The organism is Staphylococcus sp. FSL K6-3157, from assembly GCF_038005145.1.
Lineage (GTDB): Bacteria > Bacillota > Bacilli > Staphylococcales > Staphylococcaceae > Staphylococcus > Staphylococcus equorum.
Genome location: NZ_JBBOSM010000001.1, coordinates 2,010,962 through 2,030,499 on the forward strand (window position 1 = coordinate 2,010,962; position 19,538 = coordinate 2,030,499).

A 19,538-nucleotide genomic window follows, 5' to 3' on the forward strand; every position below is an offset into this window, starting at 1 on the left:
CTCCTATTTTTTAAAACAGTTTTCCAGAAAATATCAGAAAACCAAACGTTACAAAGTGAAATGTGATAATGATACTTAACATTGTTGTAAATAGATTTTGCCATCGTGGCGGATGTTTTTTTCTCCACTTTTCATAATAACCGTAGCCAATAAAAAGTACCGCATGATATAAACCATATAAAATATAATGCATTTCAATACCATGCCACACACCCATGATTAAAAAGTTAAGTGAAAACGCAATATTCGACATCGCAAATTGACTTTTCAATAATTTTTTCTTTGACATAAAGAATAATGATCTCATATATATACAATCTCTGAACCAAAACGATAATGACATATGCCATCTATTCCAAAAATCTTTAATATTTTGAGCTTTAAAAGGTTGCTTAAAGTTTTGAGGTGTTTGTATGCCATACAAATAACTAAATGCAATGGCAAACAACGAATAACCTGCAAAATCAAAAAATAAATATAAACTATAGGCATACATATACAGCCATTTTGCAGTAAAGCTCGTAAAATCTAACATAAGTGGATTGATTGCATACATTTGGATTAAGTACGCAATAATATATTTATACAAAAATCCAAGCATTATAAAATGAATTGCTTTAACTAATAGTTCACGATAACGTTCACCATTAGGTATTTTATTATCATCTTTTACAAATCGTTTATAACGATCGATTGGTCCAGATGAAATGGTTGGAAAGAATGAAATAAATTGTATGACTTTCCAACTTTTTATTTCTTTAATTGAGCCGTCACGTATTTCCATCAATAATTGAACACTTTTAAAAGTTACATATGAAATACCTAAAAATCCTATAAATTCTATGACTTTATTTTCATGAAGTTTCAGCTGTGCAGTTCCAAACCAAGAACTTTGCATCACTTTCACAATAATTAACGGTAATATAGATAATGTGATGACCATAAAAAATTTACTGAATGTATTATTTTTAGCTCGAGATTTCCAATAATATATAATAATTAAAACTTGCCAAATCGTATAGAGCAAAAAATTTATAACTTGAACACTTAAATAATCCTGTCCAAATAAATTGTGTTTTTCAGATGAGAAAATAAGTACAATCATTATTACAGTACTCACGCCATTGTATATGCGGCTTCTTTTACCCATAAGACCAAGAATAATGACGGGTATTAATACTATAGTTGCTATGAGAAAAAACGTAAATGTGCCATATGGAATCATTACATTACATCCTCAGCAATCTTTTTACGATCTAATTTACCATTTACTGTTAAAGGCAATTTATCTTGGAATATAACTTTCCTTGGTATCATATATTCTGGTATACGTTGTTTTAATTCACATTTGATGTTATGAATTGCTTCTTGTTCATTTTCCACACGGTCAGCTTCATTTACTACGATTACAGCATTTAAATGTATAACTTTATTACCTTTGTATATTGGTACTACTATAGCTTCCTTGATACGTGCTATTTGGCCTAATTGAAATTCTATTTCTTCTAATTCCATTCTGTAACCATTTAATTTAATTTGAAAATCTATACGACCATTAATAAACCATTGGTCATCTCTTATTTCTGCTTTGTCACCTGTATAATAATACTTTTTATTATTATTTATTTTAAACACTTCATTAGAACGAACCTCATCTTTGACGTATCCCGCGCTTACACACTTTCCAGAAATAATAAGCTCACCTTTATCTGTCAGTGATAAAGATGTACCTGGTCTTGGAACGCCTACCGGTAAAGGATTATATCGCTCAATTACCGCTTCAGTAATCAATATACTCGTAACAGCTACAGTTGCTTCTGTAGGACCATATGTGTTGTATATATAAGCAGATGAAAAACGCTGTAATAACATTTGAGCAGTTCTATGTGCCAAAATTTCACCACAAAAGAAAAATTCTTTTAAACTCGTGTATGTTGTTTCAGATAAATTAGGTAGCATTAAACACATCTCCATAAAGGATGGTGTTGAAACCCATATATTTATTTTTGAATGCTCCAGCATTTGATTTAATAGTTTAGGTTTATTAATCATCGTTTTATCTACTAAATTTAATGTACCTGCAGTTGCGATACATGGATAAACTGCCATCACTGATAAATCAAATGAAAATGGTGCTTGATTTAACCATTGTTGCTTATGACCTAATTTATTAAGGTCAACCATCCATTTAGTGAATTGATTCAAACTTTCATAACTTATTTGAACTCCTTTAGGTTCGCCTGTAGAGCCAGACGTGAATATCGTATAAGCAATATTCTCTCCTACCATCCTAGAATCAAATTGCTCCATGTTTAATGCGCTTGTTATCATACTCTGTTCTATCACATTAATTTCTTTTATATTTATATCATTTTCAGTTGTATTGAATATAAATTGACCTTCTATTTTTTCAATAATGGACTGAATACGTTCATGAGGTATAGATGTATCGATTGGAACATAGCCGCAACCAGCTTTTATACTTGCCAACATACCGACAATCATAAATGGAGACATGTGACCATATAAAATGAGCGGTCGCTTAGATTCTTTAATAATGTCGGCCAGTATATTTGAATATTGGTTCAATTCACGATAAGTCAAACTCTCATTATTATGTTGAATTGCTTTATGATCAGGGTGATTTTGGGCATTTTCAATTAGTGATTGTATAATATCTTTCATGCTTCTCTCCTCTATTAAAATTCATTATAAATAAAGTTATTATGAGTATCGCCAGTACCGTATATGAGATACAACGCTATAAAAATAGCAAAATAAAGCAGCGTTATGAGCCAAGGTTTTAACTTATTAAATAATGAATCTTGTTCTATTTTTTTACTCATTGGTCACCTCTTCTTTTTCATTTCAGACTAGACTATAATTAAATTATGTAATAAATAAAATTTTATTAATTAAAGCAATTTACATTGCGTTAACATTTTACTAATATATTATACATTTTTTACGACAGGTTGACAATTGAATAAACAAATTTATATATAACAAAAGTGTTATATTGAATAACGCATAATAAAGAGTGGTATTACTTTTTTTAAAATATTAATATAACAAAGTGAGTTTCATGAAAAGTTGGGCACAAAAAAAATGCTAATAAAGTCTTTGACTTTGTTAGCAGAAATATAGACTCATTATCAATGAGTTTTTGTTCTATATGATGGCTTTTGATTTTGAGATAACCACACCATACGAATACTATCTGAAAGTGCAGCTTCAATTCTTCGTCCAGAAAATATTGATTGTGTATAAGCATAAAGAATTATTTTCAACATCATTTTAGAGTGATAAGAGGATGCACCATTTAAGTGATTGAATTCGTAGAATTCTGTTTCTGGAATTGTTTCAACAATTTGATGAACTGCATGTGCGATATCATTGGGATCAAAATTTCAGTTTCCATTGGTAGTGTTAGCTGAGTCATATTGTAATTTTTATACGAAAGTGGCTTATTTTTTTGTATAAATTTATATAATTGTACCGATTTTATAAAGAGCTGACGCCTAGGCGAATAGTATGAGTCCGTAAAACAAATAATATCTCAACTCTATTGCTATATTGGCAGTAGATGACTGAAGTGAAAACGCGCATAATATTAAGCTTGTTTCACTTCTAGTCATCTTTGCCGGGGTGGGACGACGAAATCTTATTAGAAAAATTAGATTTTTGTCCCACTCCCATACCCCAGGCAAGCATGCGCTTTTAAAATCGGAATATTTTAACATAGAAAAGCAGCAATCCATTAGAAACCAATAGATTGCTGCTTTTAATTTGAGAATGGTATATTTATGTCCCATTCTCTCTGAGAAGGTGTAATTTAATTTTATGAAATCGGTGTTTTAGCCTGTTTGTGACTTAACACTAAGCGTATATTATCTACACAAAGTTGAATCATGCGATTTCTCGTTACTACAGATGCACTACCAATATGTGGTAAAATGACTGCATTTTTCATTGATAACAATGGATGTGTCATATCAATCGGTTCTTGACGTAAGACATCCAAACCACATGCACCAATTTCTCCATCTTGTAAAGCATTAACAAGTGCTTGCTCATCAACAACTGCACCTCGGCCGATGTTAATGAATATCACATCATTTTTCATCTTTTTGAATGCAGCAGTATCAAATTTATTTCTTGTATCTTCAGTAAGTGGCGCTGTACAAATAATAAAATCACTATGCTCAAGCATTGTATCAAAAGGCACGTATAAAGCGCCTAATGCTTCTTCAGCATCTTTATGTCTTGACCTATTGTGATACATGATATTTGCATTGAATCCTTTCAAGCGTCTCGCAAAGGCTTTTCCGATATCACCCATGCCGTAGATGCCTACCTTAGCATTATATAAATCTTTACCTGCCAAAAGATATGGCCCCCAACTTTGCCATTCCCCTCTTTGTACGTATTGTTCCGCTTCAACAATGCGTCTTGCCACGGTCAGCATCAAAGTGAAGCCTAGCTCTGCTGTTGTCTCAGTTAACACGCCAGGCGTATTCGTAACAACAATCCCTTTACTTTGTACTAGTTGGACATCTATATTATCGAAACCAACTGCCATATTTGCAATCACTTTCAAATGAGGTGCTGCTTCTATAACTTCTTCGTCAATTTTTTCACTTAAAGTTATAAGACAGGCAGTTGCATCTTTTAAAGATGCCAAAAATTTATCTCTTGGCATTGGTGTATAAGATTCATTCCAAACTTCTACATCTGCAAGTGTTTCTAATTGTTCTATAAATGACTTAGGTATTTTTCTACTAACGACTATTTTATTCATACAATCACCCCTACATTTTGAGTTCTTTGATCACTTCATTCAAATCTTTAAACGTATAAGTCGGAGGTATTTCTTTGAGTACGATTTGTTCCTTAGTTGTGACACCTGTTTGTACATGTATCGTATCAATGTCCACATTAATTCCTGAAAGAATATCCGTATCATATAAATCTCCAACCATAGCTACTTCTGAACGCTCTAAATCTAAAATTTCCAATGCTTTTTTCATAATAATAGGTTCAGGTTTACCGATAAATGTCGGTTGAATACCTGTAGATACTGTTACAACACTCGTAATAGCACCGTTACCTGGTAAGAAGCCTCGTTCTTTAGGTATCGACACATCTTGATTTGTTGATATAAATTTCGCACCATTACGTACGCCTAATGTTGCAGTAGTCAATTTTTCATATGTAACTGCTTCATCTAATCCAATTACTACGTAATCCACAAACTCATCGTCTTTCAATATTAATCCGTGACTTGTTAGTGCTTTTTCAAGGCCGCTACCACCTAACATATAAACAGTAGCACCTGGAGATTCTTCTGAAATGTATTCAGCAGTTGCAAGTGCGGAAGTAACTACTTCGTCTGCCTTTGCATCTACACCCATTGTATGTAATTTTGAAGCTACTTCTTCTGGTTCTTTCGTAGAATTGTTCGTTACGTATAAATGTGGAATTTGTTGTTGGTTTAGATATTCTATAAATTGCGTTGCACCATCAATAGTTTCATTACCTTTATACATCGTGCCATCTAAATCAATAAGATAAGCTTTGTAATTTTTCATTAATATTTACTCTCCTTTTTTACCAAAAGCTGTAACTGGCACATCTTCACTTTTTAGAAAACGTATGACTTCTTCAATAAATTGTTGATAATAAGGCACCGTCTCATCAAAAAGTGGTATAAGACTAGCCGTATCAAGCTCATCATAATAGTGGACGAATTGTTTTCTTACATCGACCGTTTTGTTAATGTGAACTTGTGTGTCTTTAGAAATCACTTTTTCTAATTCTAAAATATCTATAACATCTTTATAGTTACCTGGATCTCTTAATATAAAGCCATCAATAACCATATTTCCGATATCTACAGCTGACTCTATAAACATTTGTGCAATACGTTCAAACGCATATTGATTATCTTTACTTTGAGGATAATCTGTAATTAATTGTTGTAAATAATTTAACTTTGTATTCAATTTTTCTTTATTAACAAAATACATCATCGTCACCCCTATCATTCTAATCATACCATACCTTTGCAGTCGAATTCATTTATCGTTATACTGTTAATTAAGACTTTTTAATCATGAAAAAAGAATCAACTACTGTATTATATTATAAGCCACACACTAAGAGGAGTGTTATAAAATGATTGATATGTATCTATATGATGACGATGAATCAGCTCAAGTCCAATTTGTCGGATTTGTAGGTGAACATAGTCGTTACGATTTGATGTTAGTCCAAACCAATCGCCATTTTGGTAAAACTATCGTATTAAATATGCAAACAAATAAATTTGGGATTATCGGCACAGATGATTTGGAAGAAGAAGGTTACATTTCATATATACTTGGTGTTAATGAAGATGAAGGAAATGAAATCACCGAATATTTAAATGAAGTCATTCAATAGTTATTAACTATTAGAAAGCTTCATTAATTTTATATCACATTTGCATATGAGACTCCTTGGAAACAACGCGTGTCACATACTACAGGAACAATACATATGCCTATGCCTACATAATCAAAATCGTAATATTTAAATATAGCAAAAGAACTCATCCACAAATTTTAATGGATGAGTTCTTTTTAAAACGAGAGCTATATGTTCTGTTCCCTTTTTATTAATCAACATTTATTTTTCTGTATCTTGAATACTCGGCTTAATCTTTACATCTTGTAATTTATTTTCTTCAAAATCATGATCAACCTCTTCAGTTTCATCTACATATGCTTTAAGTTCTTGTTCTGGAATACGTCTCAAGATAAAATACGGGCAACCAAAATTACAATATTCTAATAAATAATCTTGTATTGTCGAAAAACGTTTGCTCAACTCTGCCTTTTTGTTTTTATCAGTATAAAAACCTTTTAATCTTAATTGTTCGTAACCAAAGTCACCTACAACGTAATCATACTTATCTAATATGTCAGAATAACGATTTGCGAAGGTTTCCTCGTCAAAACATTCTCTATACTCTTCTATGATTTCAAAGTAGTGTTCATTCACTTTTATCATTTCATTCACCTAATCTAAGTATACTATCCATGCATTCAATGAACGTCCAACTGCTTTAGTCAGGCTGGTGCTATGCATATATACTTTATATTTCTAATAAAGACTTAGCCCATAAAGTGAAGCTAAATTAAGCACACTTAACAAATGAACTAAGTCTTATTTACTATTAAATCTTTGTATCAGTACCCAATTTTTCTTCACCAATACGATGTTTTTCTTTGGCAGCTGCATTCACTTGTTCATCTGCATGATATGAGCTTCTTACAAGCGGACCAGCTTGGCAATGTTTGAAACCTTTATCCATCGCAATTTTTCTTAATTTACCAAATTCCAATGGTGTATAGTATTTTTCAACTTTTAAGTGTTTACGTGAAGGTTGCAAATATTGACCTATTGTTAAGATATCAACATCATTTGCTCGTAAGTCATCCATTGTTTCATAGATTTCTTCATGTGTTTCACCTAAACCTACCATTAAACTTGATTTAGTTGGAATATCGGGTTGTAACTCTTTAGAGCGTCTTAAGAACTCTAACGTACGATCATACGTTGCTCTTGCACGAACTGTCGGCGTTAGTCGGCGGACTGTCTCGATATTGTGGTTTAAAATATCTGGTTTTGAAGCCATTAATGTTTCTAACGCTTCAAAATCTCCACCCATATCTGATGGCAATATTTCTATTGAAGTAAACGGATTACGTTCACGCACTTTACGTACCGTCTCAGCATAAACATTTGAACCAGCGTCTCTTAAATCATCGCGTGCTACTGCTGTTATAACAACATGTTTTAAGTTCATTAATTCAACAGATTCAGCCACACGTTCTGGCTCATCTAAATCTAACTCGTTAGGTAACCCTGTCTTAACTGCACAGAAACGACAAGCACGTGTACATACTGCACCTAAAATCATAAATGTAGCAGTACGGCGTTCACCCCAACATTCATGTATATTGGGACACTTTGCTTCTTCACAAACTGTATTCAAATTCTTTTCGCGCATCATTTTCTTCAGACCAGTGTAGTTCTCATTAGTGTTCAGCTTTATTTTCAGCCAATCTGGTTTACGTAAAATTTCTTCATTTTTAGTAGCCATATCCGCACAATCCTCCTGAGTTTGAAATCTGTAATCATTATAACGAAATTTTCAATAAATTAAAACGTATATTGTTAATTTTTAAAATTCTAGTAATTTTTCCTTGAAAATATCTCTTAAGAACTCAGGCATTAAGTAATCTATAGCCTCATCTTTTAACATTGGGAAATAACGACCGAATGTGTACATATCAACTGTCCCTAAAATGTAAGGCGCTTCATCATCAATTTCTTCACCGTTAATAAAGTAACGTGATTCAGATTCTATAAAACCTAAATTATATAATATATATCCACCAAATATATTACCTCTAAAGCCTAAACCTTGTGCATGCTCATAAATATATTCTTGTTTCTGGCTTTTTATTATAACGTTTTTCAATTCTTGTCCACTTAATTTAATCCTTACTGCATTAATTGGATGAGGTAGCATCTGATGAATATCATATTCAGTAACTTGATCAGCAATGACACCTTTAACGATTAATCCAGCATTGATAATCGTACAGTCAGCATTCGTAAATTCAAATATACTTTCAGCAAGCATATGCGCCGTTTGCGTAATAACATCTGTTCTACGTGGCAGCTCGATTTGTCGATCGACAATAGGTTCACTTAAAAGTACCTTACCTTCAGCTTCAAAATCTGTTTCAACTTCAGGCAAAGTTTCAACTGGATATATCGTAGCTTCTTTTCTAACAACTTGTTTGTTTTCAATTTCGAGGGTAACTTCACCTAAAAAATTGCCATATTTACCTGCTGCTGCCATTAATACACCGTTATTCATTTCACCATTTTCAAAATAATGATGAGTATGACTACCTAAAATAAGGTCAATTTCAGGAATTTCTTGGCATAACTTTTCATCGAAGAAAACACCAACATGACTCATAATAATTAATAAATCATACTCCCCTTCATTAGCACTAATTTCATCTTTTATTGCTTCTAAAGGATTAGTTACTACCCAATCAAGTGCTCTATAAAAAGGCGTAAATGGTGCAGTAGCTGCAATAAATAAAATGCGTACACCATCTATAACTTTAATTAAAGATGGTGATATATGATTTGGCAATTGTCCTTGTTCATCAAAAACATTGGCACATGTCACTTCGAAGTTCGCATCATCATAAAGTGTATTTAAAGCTTCATGTGAAATTGTCATACCTTCATTATTTCCTATCGTGGCAATATCACACTGTGCTTTATTTAACAGTTCAACATTTTTTGTACCCATCGTTGCCTCAGTAACTGGCGCAGATAAGTCAACATGGTCGCCAATATCTAAATAGAGTGAGGGATGATCTAGTTTCGGTCTATCTTCGGCTAAATATTTTGAAATTCGTGCATATTCATGTAAATGACTATGTATATCATTTGTATGATAAATCGTTAGTTTCATATATAATTTCCCTCCTCTTACTTTATAGGAATGATTTTATTATTAAATATATACCCATAATTAACATAAATGTACGTAATAAAAAGACTACTGTATCTGATTTTATGGATTGATTCACTTTCACGCCTAGTTTAGCACCAAAATAACTCGCAATAATTAGGACGATAGCATATGACCACGCGACATGCCCTTGTACAATATGTCCTGCTGAACTCATTATACTTGTAAAAAATATCATCATCATACTTGTACCAACTGCTACATGAGGCGGGAACCTAAATACAATAAGCATTAATGGTGTCATTAATGCACCGCCACCAATGCCGAATAATCCAGTTAAAGTACCAATAAATAGTGTCGCAATAAATGCTACTAGCGGCGGTACACTATAATGATATTTTTTACCAGTACCATCGACGTAACTACGCTCATATTTGGGTTTATCAAATATTTTAAATGGTTTAATCTTATTTCTTATAATAAGTAAGATGGATACAATGATTAAGAATATACCAAAATATAAATTAAAGGATTCTAACGTTAAATAGCGACTTAGTAACGCTCCAATTAAAGAACCAGGCAATAAGCCAAATAAAAATATTGATCCGTTTTTCACATCTACTTGCTTTGTTTTTAAATAACCTAACGTTGAAGTTAACCCCGTCACTATTAAAATAACGGAAGATGTTCCTATAGCGATTTGAGGCGTAATACCTTCTAATAGGTTATTCTCTACCCCAAGATATATCAAAGTAGGCACGATAATGATACCGCCACCGATGCCCACAATAGAGCCTAAAATTGCTGATAACCCTCCAATTAAAATCAATAATATAATTGTTAACATGTAATCTCTCCTAGAATAATTTTAATTGTTGCGGTGCTAACCCTTGATAATCAATGCCTAATATTTTTTGGTAAGTTTTTGCATTTTGAGCAGCATGGCCACCAGAATTATTATTAAAAACAACGTAAATATTTTTAGCTTTGTGTTCTAATACTTTCACTTTACTAACTAAATCTTTTAATTCTTGTTCATTATAATCGTATAAATACCTTACATCTCTCCATGCTTCATCCGTCATATCTTTTTTAGTCCAGCCGTGAACATTTCTCCCATGATACCTAACAAACGCAGTTTCATGCGTAATGCGATTAACTAACGGAATCGAACCTTGACCTGCTTGTGGTTCATCACACACGGAATGTATTATTTGTTGCTGCGTTAAAAACGCTAATGTTTCTTCTTTATAAGCATCATTAAACCATGATCGATTACGAAATTCTACACACATAGGAAATGCTTTTAATTGCTCACGAATATAGCGTATATATGTAATATTCTGAACTGTACAATCAAACCATGGTGGAAATTGTACTAATACCATAGCCAGTTTATTTTCGTCTTTTAATGGCTCTAGCATCGCTTTAAATTGATCAAATAGGATTTGCCTAGTTTCTGCATAATCATGATAATCAGCATGCAAAGTTAATGCTTGATGTATCTTTACGACAAATTCAAAGCGTTTAGGTGTTTCTCTTATCCATTTTCTTATATTTCTTTCAGGTTGAATTGCATAATAAGTAGCATCTAATTCTACTATCGGAAAATGACTTGCATATGTCACTAGTTTATCTGCTTTTCGTTGCAAGTCTTCGTATAATGAATCATGATCGCCCCAACCCGTTAATCCAATATTTATCATAGTATCACCAATGTAATGATACCATATATGTTTTATTGGATTCACTTGATTAAATTTAATTTACTATAACTTTAAAAAACAAGAGATTTCTATAATATACAGAGTACACTTAGCCTAATTTACTCATCTCTATATTATAAAAAACGATTGCTCATAATATAAGGATACGAGCAATCGTTTAGCGTAAGGCATCTATGTTATTGATATAACAATTTAACTATTCAATAGTGCTTTTGATTCATTAATTATACGTTGAATTAACAATGTAGCGGAAACATTTTGAGCAAGACGTGGACTTTGACCGCTCCATAAATGTGTCCACTGTGCATCCCCTTTTTGAGCTGCTTCTTTACGAATCGCACTCGTTAACTGGTTTTGAATTGGATAGTCCGGTATGTCATCGTTATATTCATCCATTTTATGGATAAAATCATTATAAATACCGCGAGCGGGCTTTCCAGTAAATACATTAGTGATTACAGTATCTGTTTCTTTACTTTGTTGTATCATATTTTTATATAGTGATGATGCACCACTTTCTTCAGTAGTTAAAAATGCAGTTCCCATTTGAATTGCTTCTGCACCTAAAACGATACTTGCCACTAGTCCACGACCGTCCATAATACCGCCAGACGCAATAATTGGTATATCAATTGCATCAGCAATTTGAGGGACGAGTGACATTGTTCCAATTAATGGCGTCTGGTTACTTCCAGTCACCGTAAATGAACCTCTATGACCGCCTGCTTCACTACCTTGTGCAATAATAGCATCTACCCCTGCACTTTCATTAGCGATTGCTTCATCTACAGAGGTTGCGGTACCCACAATTGTTATATCTCTTTCTTTTAATTTTGCAATGGTTGTTTGATCAGGAATACCGAAAGTAAAAGTAACCACCGGTACGCCCTTTTCAATAACAACATCAATTGCATGATTAAATTGATGTGTTTCATCCATATTCAATACTGGCTCTTCAATGTTAAACGCACGCCGATATGGTTTTAGCCAAGCATTCATATGTTCTACTTTATCTGGAATATATAATTTCTGACTAGGTACAAACAAATTAACGGCATAAGGTAAATCAGTCAGTTGTTGTACATAGGTAATTTCTTTTTCAAGTCGCTCAGGTGTGAAATAACCTGCACCGATACTTCCCAATCCTCCACTATTACTCACAGTTGCTACTAATTCAGGCGTTGTGTTACCTGCCATACCTGCTTGCAAAATCGGAAATCTAATACCTAAAACCTCAGTAATTCTTGATGATAATTTCATATAGCACACCCCTTTTTCAACACTTATATTTAACTACAAAATGAGTATAAAAGTGTTATTAAAACGTTATTTCTTGTTGTATGCTTTCATTTGTTCTTCGATTTTTTCATTTTCTTCTTCATCCATTTCATCTTCTATCTCCATACCTAACATCTCTTCAATTAGATCTTCATAAGATACAATACCTTCTGTACCGCCGTATTCGTCTAATACAATCGCCAAATGTTTACGTGATACAGTCATTTTTCTTAGCACCCACTCAGCCTTATTATGCTCATTTACAAATAAAGCTTCAGAAGTATATTGTGTCATATTGTTATCGGGCTCACGACTCCAAGCTAATAAATATTTTGAATGGAAAACACCAATAACATTATCTATATCTTCATCATACACTGGATAGCGGGTATAGGGATTTGAAACAACTGTATCATATGCCTCTTTGTAAGACACATCTGATGAAAACGCTGTAACATTTATTCTAGGTGTCGTATCAATATCTTTAATTTTTAATTTTTCAAAATCCATAACTCCTTGTATACGGTTGCGTTCCATTTCATTAAATGCACCTTCACTACCTGCAATCGAAACCATCTGTCTGATTTCCTCTTTTGAAAATCGTTGCTGGTCTTCATTGCCTTTAGAAAGAAACTTATTTATCGCATCAGTCATACTATTTAAGATTAACGTTATTGGTTTAAATAAAATAATAAAGAATGAAATCGGTGTATAAACTAAACGTGAAATTCTATCAGGGTATGTAGCAGCAATCGATTTGGGAATGACTTCAGATATTACAATAATCGTTACTGTTGTCACAGCTGTTGCAATACTAACACTAATTCCTAAATCAACAGCTAAAATTGTTATTAATGTAGGTAAAACAATATTTGCTATATTATTACCAATAAGAATAGTGGTAATAAATTCACTTGGTTTAACTAATAATTGCGATAATTTTTTAGACTTTTTATCGCCTTTTTGAGCTTGTGTTTGCATCTTCATCCTATTGGCTGCCGTCAATGCGGTTTCACTGCCTGAAAAGAAAGATGAAGCAAACAAAAGTATGATTATAGCTATAATCATATATGCATTACTCCTTTAGTATAATTTATAATAAAAAAATTTATAAGTTATAATTTGATTCCCTTCTTTCAAAACTTATAAACATTACAAAAGGATTAGGATTTTGAATCATCTAATTGTGATGAATTAACTAAATTAAATTTTAAATAAGTTAATTAGTAAATATCATCCTTTAGTACTATTTCCTATCATATATATATTATGAATTTTATAGCTATGCTAAAATTAAGATAAGCGTGACACTTAAGTACGCTAAATTCGGGAAACTCTTCACAAACTCACTTATATTAGTGAGTTTTTTAAGCTAACTTTACAAGGAATGTTTTATTTATGGGAAATTTAATGATGTATACGGCTTTTGCCTTTTTCTGTATATTATTCTTAATAATAATTTTCAGTCTCCTTTTTGATATTAGCAAACTGGGAAAATGGATTATTATTTGTACAGTAATGATACTGCTCTTATCAATTATCGTTTTGTACAGAACAGGTGCAGACTTGCGAAGAGAAAATATCAGTACGCTCCAATACGGTACTAGCTATACATAAGCACAAGTGCCCAACCAATTCATATGGCTGGGCACTTGTTTTCTTATCCTTCTTGAAATTCGTCAAACCCTCACCCTATTAATGGTGAAAAGTTTGAAATATACCTTTGCTTTCTTCTATTTTCAAGAAAATATGTCACAAATAGTATGATTGGTGTATACCAATGCTATAAACTTCCCTTGTATTTTGAAATTTTGATAGCGCATAAAGTTGTTTCTTTACTAAAAGGGGTGTTTTTTATTAAGTATTATATGACTTTAGTTTCTGCTTTCGCTACATTAGTCGCCTATCTCATACCAATATTATCTTTTAACAAAGTATTTAATGGTAACTTATATTTTTATAGTGGATTTTTTATAATCATAATATTAATTATGATTAATATTATTTCAGCTATCAATGGTGACCGCATCGTAAATAGCTTACTGTGTTTATTAACACTAGTAGCACTACTTATTTTTACTTTTCCAATATGGAAGGTTTTAATTTTTTAAAATTATGCATAAATAGCAAAGTTATGTATAAAAAAGCACGAGATGATACGCAAACTTCGATAACATTTAAAGAATAAATGATATTGAATTCGTATCTCTCGTGCTTTTATTTTGTAAGAAATTGTTGAATCACTAGCTAAGACTAGCCAATTGATCCTTCCATTTCGAATTTGATTAAACGGTTCATTTCAACAGCGTATTCCATTGGAAGTTCTTTTGTAAATGGTTCAATGAAGCCCATTACAATCATTTCAGTCGCTTCTTCTTCTGAAATACCACGGCTCATTAAATAGAATAATTGTTCTTCTGAAACTTTAGATACTTTTGCTTCGTGTTCTAACGAAATATTGTCATTAAATACTTCATTATATGGAATAGTATCTGAAGTAGACTCGTTATCTAAAATTAAAGTATCACATTCGATGTTTGAACGTGCGCCTTTTGCTTTACGGCCAAAATGCACGATACCACGATAAACAACTTTACCGCCATCTTTAGAAATAGATTTAGAAACAATTGTAGACGATGTGTTTGGCGCTTTGTGAATCATTTTAGCCCCAGCATCTTGTACTTGTCCTTTACCAGCAAATGCGATAGATAACGTACTGCCTTTGGCTCCTTCGCCTAAAAGTACACAGTTTGGATATTTCATAGTTAACTTAGAACCTAAGTTACCATCAACCCATTCCATATTACCATTCTCATATACTAAAGTACGTTTTGTAACTAAGTTATATACGTTGTTCGCCCAGTTTTGAATCGTTGTATAACGTACATGCGCGTCTTTGTGTACAATGATTTCAACAACAGCTGAGTGTAACGAGCTTGTTGAGTAAACTGGTGCTGTACAACCTTCTACATAGTTTACAGATGCGCCTTCATCAGCAATGATTAAAGTACGCTCAAATTGACCCATGTTTTCAGAGTTAATACGGAAATAAGCTTGTAAAGGTGTGTCTAATTTAACGTTTTTCGGAACGTAAATAAATGATCCACCTGACCACACAGCTGAGTTTAACGCTGAGAATTTATTATCTGCAGCAGGTACAACTGTTGAGAAATACTGTCTGAATAAATCTTCGTTTTCTCTTAAAGCGCTGTCTGTATCTTTAAAGATGATACCTTGGTCTTCAAGTTCTTTCTCCATGTTGTGATAAACAACTTCTGATTCATATTGTGCTGAAACACCAGCAAGATATTTTTGCTCGGCTTCAGGAATACCTAACTTATCAAACGTACGTTTGATTTCTTCAGGCACTTCATCCCATGAGCGTTCAGTATTTTCTGATGGTTTAACATAATAAGTGATATCATCAAAGTTTAATTCTGATAAATCTCCACCCCATTGAGGCATAGGCATTTTGTAGAATTGTTTTAATGATTTTAATCTATAATTAAGCATCCACTCAGGTTCACTTTTCATATTCGAAATTTCGCGGACAATATTTTCTGTCAAACCGCGTTCTGATCTAAAAATGGAAACATCTTCGTCGTGGAAACCATATTGATAATTCCCAACATCAGGTGCTTTTTTAGCCATTTAAATCACTCCTTTTATATATTAAAAACGACTTACGTGCAAGTTCATTTATTGTATTATTCTCTTTTAACTGTCTGCTATAAGAATAATGATTTCATTTATAAACGTTCATAAAATTTCATGTTGTTCCTACTAGTTTGAATGGGATTTTACACAATGTCAATGGTTCGACTCGAATTAGTCTTCTGCATTGCCTTCCTTTTCAACTGTACCCTTTTCTAAGGCTTTCCAAGCTAACGTGGCACATTTAATTCTTGCAGGAAATTGTGAAACACCTTGCAGTGCTTCGATATCTCCCATGTCTTCACTGATTTCATAATCTTCGCCAAGCATCATTTTTGAGAATTCTTGACTCATTTTCATAGCATCAGCTAACGAATTGCCTTTAACCGCTTCGGTCATCATTGAGGCGCTAGACATTGAAATTGAACAGCCTTCTCCATCAAATTTAGCATCTTTGATAAAACCATCTTCTATATCAAACGTAAGATGAATACGATCCCCACACGTTGGATTGTTCATGTCTACTGTCATAGATCCATTATCTAAAGTACCTTTGTTTCTAGGGCTTTTATAATGATCCATAATCACTGAACGATACAACTGATTTAAATTATTAAAATTCATATGAGAAAAACTCCTTCGTTTGTTTCAAGGATTCAACTAATTGGTCAATATCTTCTTTCGTGTTGTAAATATAAAAACTTGCACGGGCTGTAGAAGATTGTTTTAACCATTTCATTAGTGGTTGAGCACAGTGGTGCCCTGCGCGAACAGCTACACCTTCAGTATCAACCGCAGTTGCAACATCATGCGCATGAACATCAGTCATATTGAAAGTAATGATACCCGCACGACGATCTTTTGCTGGACCATATATCTCGATACCTTCTATCTCTGACATTTTGTCATAAGCATACTGTGTTAACGTTGCTTCATGTTGATGAATTGCTTCGAACCCTAAATTTTGTAAATATTTTATAGCTTCTGCAAAGCCAATCGCTTGTGCAATCAGTGGCGTACCTGCTTCGAATTTTGTTGGCAAATCTGCCCATGAAGCTTCATATTTATCAACAAAATCTATCATATCTCCACCAAATTCAACTGGTTCCATGTTATTTAACAATGTGCGTTTACCATATAAAATACCTATACCCGTTGGACCAAGCATTTTATGACCACTAAAACTATAAAAGTCAGCATCTAAGTCTTGCATATCTATATCCATATGAGGGGCAGCTTGTGCACCATCCACACTGATAATTGCACCATGTTCATGTGCAATTTCGGCAATAGCTTTGATATCGTTTATAGTGCCCAATACATTAGAAACATGAGCTATAGCAACTATTTTTGTTTTTTCATTAATAGTCGCTTTAACATCCTCAATCGCTAATTCTCCATCTTCAGTCAATGGAATAAATTTCAATTCTGCCTTTTTACGCTTCGCTAGTTGTTGCCAAGGAACGATATTAGCATGATGTTCCATTTCAGTAACAACGATTTCATCACCTTCATTAACATTTGCATCGCCATAGCTATGTGCAACAATATTAATTGATGCTGTAGTACCACGTGTGAAGATAATTTCTTCAAAGTATTTCGCATTTATAAAACGTCTTACCGTTTCACGTGCATTTTCATAACCATCTGTTGCTAATGAACCAAGTGTGTGAACACCACGATGCACATTAGAGTTATATCGTTTGTAGTAATCATCAATCGCATCAATCACTTGAGTAGGCGTTTGACTTGTTGCTGTAGAGTCTAGATAAGCTAGTCTATTACCATGTACTTGTTGCTTAAGAATTGGAAAATCTTTTACAATTTCACTAACATTTAATGATTCGGTCAAATTATCCACAGACCTTTCTTAATTAAAAATCTATAATCAGACCTTAGTATAGTTAGGAAGACCACTTTTTAATTCAAATTTAAAACGTACTTAACAAGAATTATTCGCATTCCTAACACTTGAATTACTACTGGCCTTAACGTAATTAATATCGTTAATTATTTATTAATTTTAAGTTCAATTACTTCACGTAATTTGCGTTTTACATCTTCAATCGGTAATTCACGTACAACTGGATCTAAGAAGCCGTGAATAACTAAACGTTCAGCTTCGCGACGTGAAATACCACGACTCATTAGATAATAAAGTTGTTCTGGGTCTACACGACCTACTGATGCTGCATGTCCTGCTTCTACGTCATCTTCATCTATTAATAGAATAGGGTTCGCATCCCCACGTGCTTTTTCAGAAAGCATAAGTACACGTGATTCTTGTTGCGCGTTTGATTTAGTACCGCCATGTTTAATGTAACCAATACCATTAAATATTGTTGAAGCACTTTCTAACATAACGCCATGTTTTAAAATATATCCATTTGTTTCTTTACCGTATTGTACGATTTTAGACGTTAAATTGATTTTTTGACTACCCGTACCAACGACAACAGATTTTAATTCACTTTCTGAGCGATCACCAATTAAATTAGTAGTATTATCGATAATTTGACTACCTTCATTCATTAGTCCTAATGCCCAGTTAATTGTTGCGTCTGTTTCTGTCATACCACGACGAATAATGTGACCAGTAAAGCCTTTGTCTAAATAATCTACTGAACCATAAGTGATTTTCGAGTTTGCACCAGCACTTACTTCTGAAACGATGTTAAGTTGGTTACCTTCACCACTTGTATTTGACAAATAGTTTTCAACATACGTTACTTCTGCACTTTCTTCAGTAGTAATAATAACGTGATTATAGAAACTTGCATTAGCATCGTCATGTAAAACAACGTATTGAATTGGATGTTCAACCACTACGTTTTTAGGTACATATACAAACATACCGCCATTAACAAGCGCTGTGTGTAATGCTGTTAATCTATGTTCATCAACAGTTACTGTGTCATTCATAAAGTATTTTTTTACTAAATCAGGATGATTCTTCAACGCATCTGATAATCCTTCGATGATTACGCCATCGTTTTTTGCAGAATCAGAAACCTTTGTAAAAGCAAGTGTATTATTATGTTGTATTACTAAGTTCTCTGTGTTTTCTACATCAATAATTTCTTTTACTTCTGCAGGTAGATTTTCAATTGATTCATAAACATTACCTACTGTTTCATGTTGTTTAAATGAATCGAAATCCCATTTGTTAATTTTTGTTTTATCTGGTTTTGGCATTTCTAAAGTTTCAGTTAATTTCAACGCTTCTCTACGTAATTCAGTTAACCAAGAAGGTTCATTATGGGCTTGTGAATATTCAACAAGTTGAGCTTCAGAAATGTTCAAAGTTTCAGTCGTCATACTATTTTTTC

At 33.0% G+C, this 19,538-nt stretch carries 18 protein-coding genes and 1 pseudogene; 1 reads left to right on the plus strand and 18 read right to left on the minus strand.

Going from position 1 to position 19,538, the window contains the following annotated elements; all coding sequences use genetic code 11:
• Positions 1 to 10 precede the first annotated feature (10 nt).
• The 7 genes and pseudogenes from dltB to MHB47_RS09635 form a co-directional block, all read right to left on the minus strand.
• The gene (gene dltB, locus MHB47_RS09605; protein ID WP_340756381.1) at positions 11 to 1,225 is read right to left on the minus strand and encodes a D-alanyl-lipoteichoic acid biosynthesis protein DltB; all 1,215 of its coding nucleotides are present in this window, start codon (positions 1,223 to 1,225) and stop codon (positions 11 to 13) included.
• Entirely contained in the window at positions 1,225 to 2,685 is a 1,461-nt protein-coding gene (gene dltA, locus MHB47_RS09610) for a D-alanine--poly(phosphoribitol) ligase subunit DltA (protein ID WP_340756383.1), read from the minus strand. The genes dltB and dltA overlap by 1 nt, the downstream gene beginning before the upstream one ends.
• A gap of 14 nt (positions 2,686 to 2,699) precedes the next feature.
• Positions 2,700 to 2,846, minus strand: coding sequence for a teichoic acid D-Ala incorporation-associated protein DltX (locus tag MHB47_RS09615; protein ID WP_002508161.1), 147 nt, complete (start codon positions 2,844 to 2,846; stop codon positions 2,700 to 2,702).
• A 321-nt stretch (positions 2,847 to 3,167) separates the two neighbouring features.
• A pseudogene (locus tag MHB47_RS09620) lies at positions 3,168 to 3,442 on the minus strand (transposase); the annotation flags it as partial.
• Between the two features lie 399 nt (positions 3,443 to 3,841).
• Complete coding sequence (locus tag MHB47_RS09625) at positions 3,842 to 4,801, minus strand: 2-hydroxyacid dehydrogenase (protein WP_340756384.1); 960 nt, start codon at positions 4,799 to 4,801, stop codon at positions 3,842 to 3,844.
• 10 nt (positions 4,802 to 4,811) lie between these two features.
• Entirely contained in the window at positions 4,812 to 5,591 is a 780-nt protein-coding gene (locus MHB47_RS09630; protein WP_002508163.1) for a TIGR01457 family HAD-type hydrolase, read from the minus strand.
• 6 nt (positions 5,592 to 5,597) lie between these two features.
• On the minus strand, positions 5,598 to 6,029 hold the full coding sequence (locus tag MHB47_RS09635; RefSeq protein ID WP_107518588.1) for a DUF86 domain-containing protein: 432 nt from the start codon (positions 6,027 to 6,029) through the stop codon (positions 5,598 to 5,600).
• Positions 6,030 to 6,177: 148 nt separating this feature from the next.
• Here MHB47_RS09635 and MHB47_RS09640 point away from each other — a divergent pair, with 148 nt between their 5' ends.
• The gene (locus MHB47_RS09640) at positions 6,178 to 6,444 is read left to right on the plus strand and encodes a DUF3055 domain-containing protein (protein ID WP_002508165.1); all 267 of its coding nucleotides are present in this window, start codon (positions 6,178 to 6,180) and stop codon (positions 6,442 to 6,444) included.
• Between the two features lie 225 nt (positions 6,445 to 6,669).
• On the opposite strand, the gene MHB47_RS09645 is transcribed toward MHB47_RS09640, so the two are convergent.
• From MHB47_RS09645 to sufD, 11 genes are all read right to left on the minus strand, one after another.
• On the minus strand, positions 6,670 to 7,053 hold the full coding sequence (locus tag MHB47_RS09645; RefSeq protein ID WP_002508166.1) for a YutD family protein: 384 nt from the start codon (positions 7,051 to 7,053) through the stop codon (positions 6,670 to 6,672).
• Between the two features lie 166 nt (positions 7,054 to 7,219).
• Positions 7,220 to 8,149, minus strand: coding sequence for a lipoyl synthase (gene lipA / locus MHB47_RS09650; RefSeq protein WP_002508167.1), 930 nt, complete (start codon positions 8,147 to 8,149; stop codon positions 7,220 to 7,222).
• 81 nt (positions 8,150 to 8,230) lie between these two features.
• The gene (locus MHB47_RS09655) at positions 8,231 to 9,550 is read right to left on the minus strand and encodes a bifunctional metallophosphatase/5'-nucleotidase (RefSeq protein ID WP_340756387.1); all 1,320 of its coding nucleotides are present in this window, start codon (positions 9,548 to 9,550) and stop codon (positions 8,231 to 8,233) included.
• Between the two features lie 22 nt (positions 9,551 to 9,572).
• Positions 9,573 to 10,397 carry a sulfite exporter TauE/SafE family protein gene (locus MHB47_RS09660; RefSeq protein ID WP_002508169.1) on the minus strand — a complete coding sequence of 275 codons (825 nt, stop codon included), beginning with the start codon at positions 10,395 to 10,397 and terminating at the stop codon, positions 9,573 to 9,575.
• 10 nt (positions 10,398 to 10,407) lie between these two features.
• Complete coding sequence (locus MHB47_RS09665; protein ID WP_046465118.1) at positions 10,408 to 11,256, minus strand: DUF72 domain-containing protein; 849 nt, start codon at positions 11,254 to 11,256, stop codon at positions 10,408 to 10,410.
• Between the two features lie 213 nt (positions 11,257 to 11,469).
• Entirely contained in the window at positions 11,470 to 12,537 is a 1,068-nt protein-coding gene (locus tag MHB47_RS09670; RefSeq protein WP_340756389.1) for an NAD(P)H-dependent flavin oxidoreductase, read from the minus strand.
• Positions 12,538 to 12,603: 66 nt separating this feature from the next.
• Positions 12,604 to 13,623: a hemolysin family protein gene (locus tag MHB47_RS09675; RefSeq protein WP_340756391.1), complete on the minus strand. Its 1,020-nt coding sequence runs from the start codon at positions 13,621 to 13,623 to the stop codon at positions 12,604 to 12,606.
• 1,185 nt (positions 13,624 to 14,808) lie between these two features.
• On the minus strand, positions 14,809 to 16,206 hold the full coding sequence (sufB, locus tag MHB47_RS09680; RefSeq protein ID WP_021339848.1) for a Fe-S cluster assembly protein SufB: 1,398 nt from the start codon (positions 16,204 to 16,206) through the stop codon (positions 14,809 to 14,811).
• A gap of 177 nt (positions 16,207 to 16,383) precedes the next feature.
• A complete protein-coding gene (gene sufU / locus MHB47_RS09685) occupies positions 16,384 to 16,833 on the minus strand; it encodes a Fe-S cluster assembly sulfur transfer protein SufU (RefSeq protein WP_056935400.1) in 450 nt (149 codons plus the stop codon).
• Positions 16,823 to 18,061, minus strand: a complete 1,239-nt coding sequence (locus tag MHB47_RS09690) for a cysteine desulfurase (RefSeq protein ID WP_445684154.1) — start codon at positions 18,059 to 18,061, stop codon at positions 16,823 to 16,825. The genes sufU and MHB47_RS09690 overlap by 11 nt, the downstream gene beginning before the upstream one ends.
• A 158-nt stretch (positions 18,062 to 18,219) precedes the next feature.
• Positions 18,220 to 19,527: a Fe-S cluster assembly protein SufD gene (sufD, locus tag MHB47_RS09695; protein ID WP_340756399.1), complete on the minus strand. Its 1,308-nt coding sequence runs from the start codon at positions 19,525 to 19,527 to the stop codon at positions 18,220 to 18,222.
• Between the last annotated feature and the right edge of the window lie 11 nt (positions 19,528 to 19,538).

Coding starts and splice junctions, on each gene's coding strand:
- MHB47_RS09630 (WP_002508163.1), bottom strand. CDS start 5,591: ATGAAAAATTACAAAGCTTATCTTATTGATTTAGATGGCACGATGTAT.
- MHB47_RS09655 (WP_340756387.1), bottom strand. CDS start 9,550: ATGAAACTAACGATTTATCATACAAATGATATACATAGTCATTTACAT.
- MHB47_RS09640 (WP_002508165.1), top strand. CDS start 6,178: ATGATTGATATGTATCTATATGATGACGATGAATCAGCTCAAGTCCAA.
- MHB47_RS09665 (WP_046465118.1), bottom strand. CDS start 11,256: ATGATAAATATTGGATTAACGGGTTGGGGCGATCATGATTCATTATAC.
- lipA (WP_002508167.1), bottom strand. CDS start 8,149: ATGGCTACTAAAAATGAAGAAATTTTACGTAAACCAGATTGGCTGAAA.
- MHB47_RS09635 (WP_107518588.1), bottom strand. CDS start 6,029: ATGTATTTTGTTAATAAAGAAAAATTGAATACAAAGTTAAATTATTTA.
- sufU (WP_056935400.1), bottom strand. CDS start 16,833: ATGAATTTTAATAATTTAAATCAGTTGTATCGTTCAGTGATTATGGAT.
- dltA (WP_340756383.1), bottom strand. CDS start 2,685: ATGAAAGATATTATACAATCACTAATTGAAAATGCCCAAAATCACCCT.
- MHB47_RS09615 (WP_002508161.1), bottom strand. CDS start 2,846: ATGAGTAAAAAAATAGAACAAGATTCATTATTTAATAAGTTAAAACCT.
- MHB47_RS09670 (WP_340756389.1), bottom strand. CDS start 12,537: ATGAAATTATCATCAAGAATTACTGAGGTTTTAGGTATTAGATTTCCG.
- sufB (WP_021339848.1), bottom strand. CDS start 16,206: ATGGCTAAAAAAGCACCTGATGTTGGGAATTATCAATATGGTTTCCAC.
- MHB47_RS09660 (WP_002508169.1), bottom strand. CDS start 10,397: ATGTTAACAATTATATTATTGATTTTAATTGGAGGGTTATCAGCAATT.
- MHB47_RS09675 (WP_340756391.1), bottom strand. CDS start 13,623: ATGATTATAGCTATAATCATACTTTTGTTTGCTTCATCTTTCTTTTCA.
- MHB47_RS09645 (WP_002508166.1), bottom strand. CDS start 7,053: ATGATAAAAGTGAATGAACACTACTTTGAAATCATAGAAGAGTATAGA.
- sufD (WP_340756399.1), bottom strand. CDS start 19,527: ATGACGACTGAAACTTTGAACATTTCTGAAGCTCAACTTGTTGAATAT.
- dltB (WP_340756381.1), bottom strand. CDS start 1,225: ATGATTCCATATGGCACATTTACGTTTTTTCTCATAGCAACTATAGTA.
- MHB47_RS09625 (WP_340756384.1), bottom strand. CDS start 4,801: ATGAATAAAATAGTCGTTAGTAGAAAAATACCTAAGTCATTTATAGAA.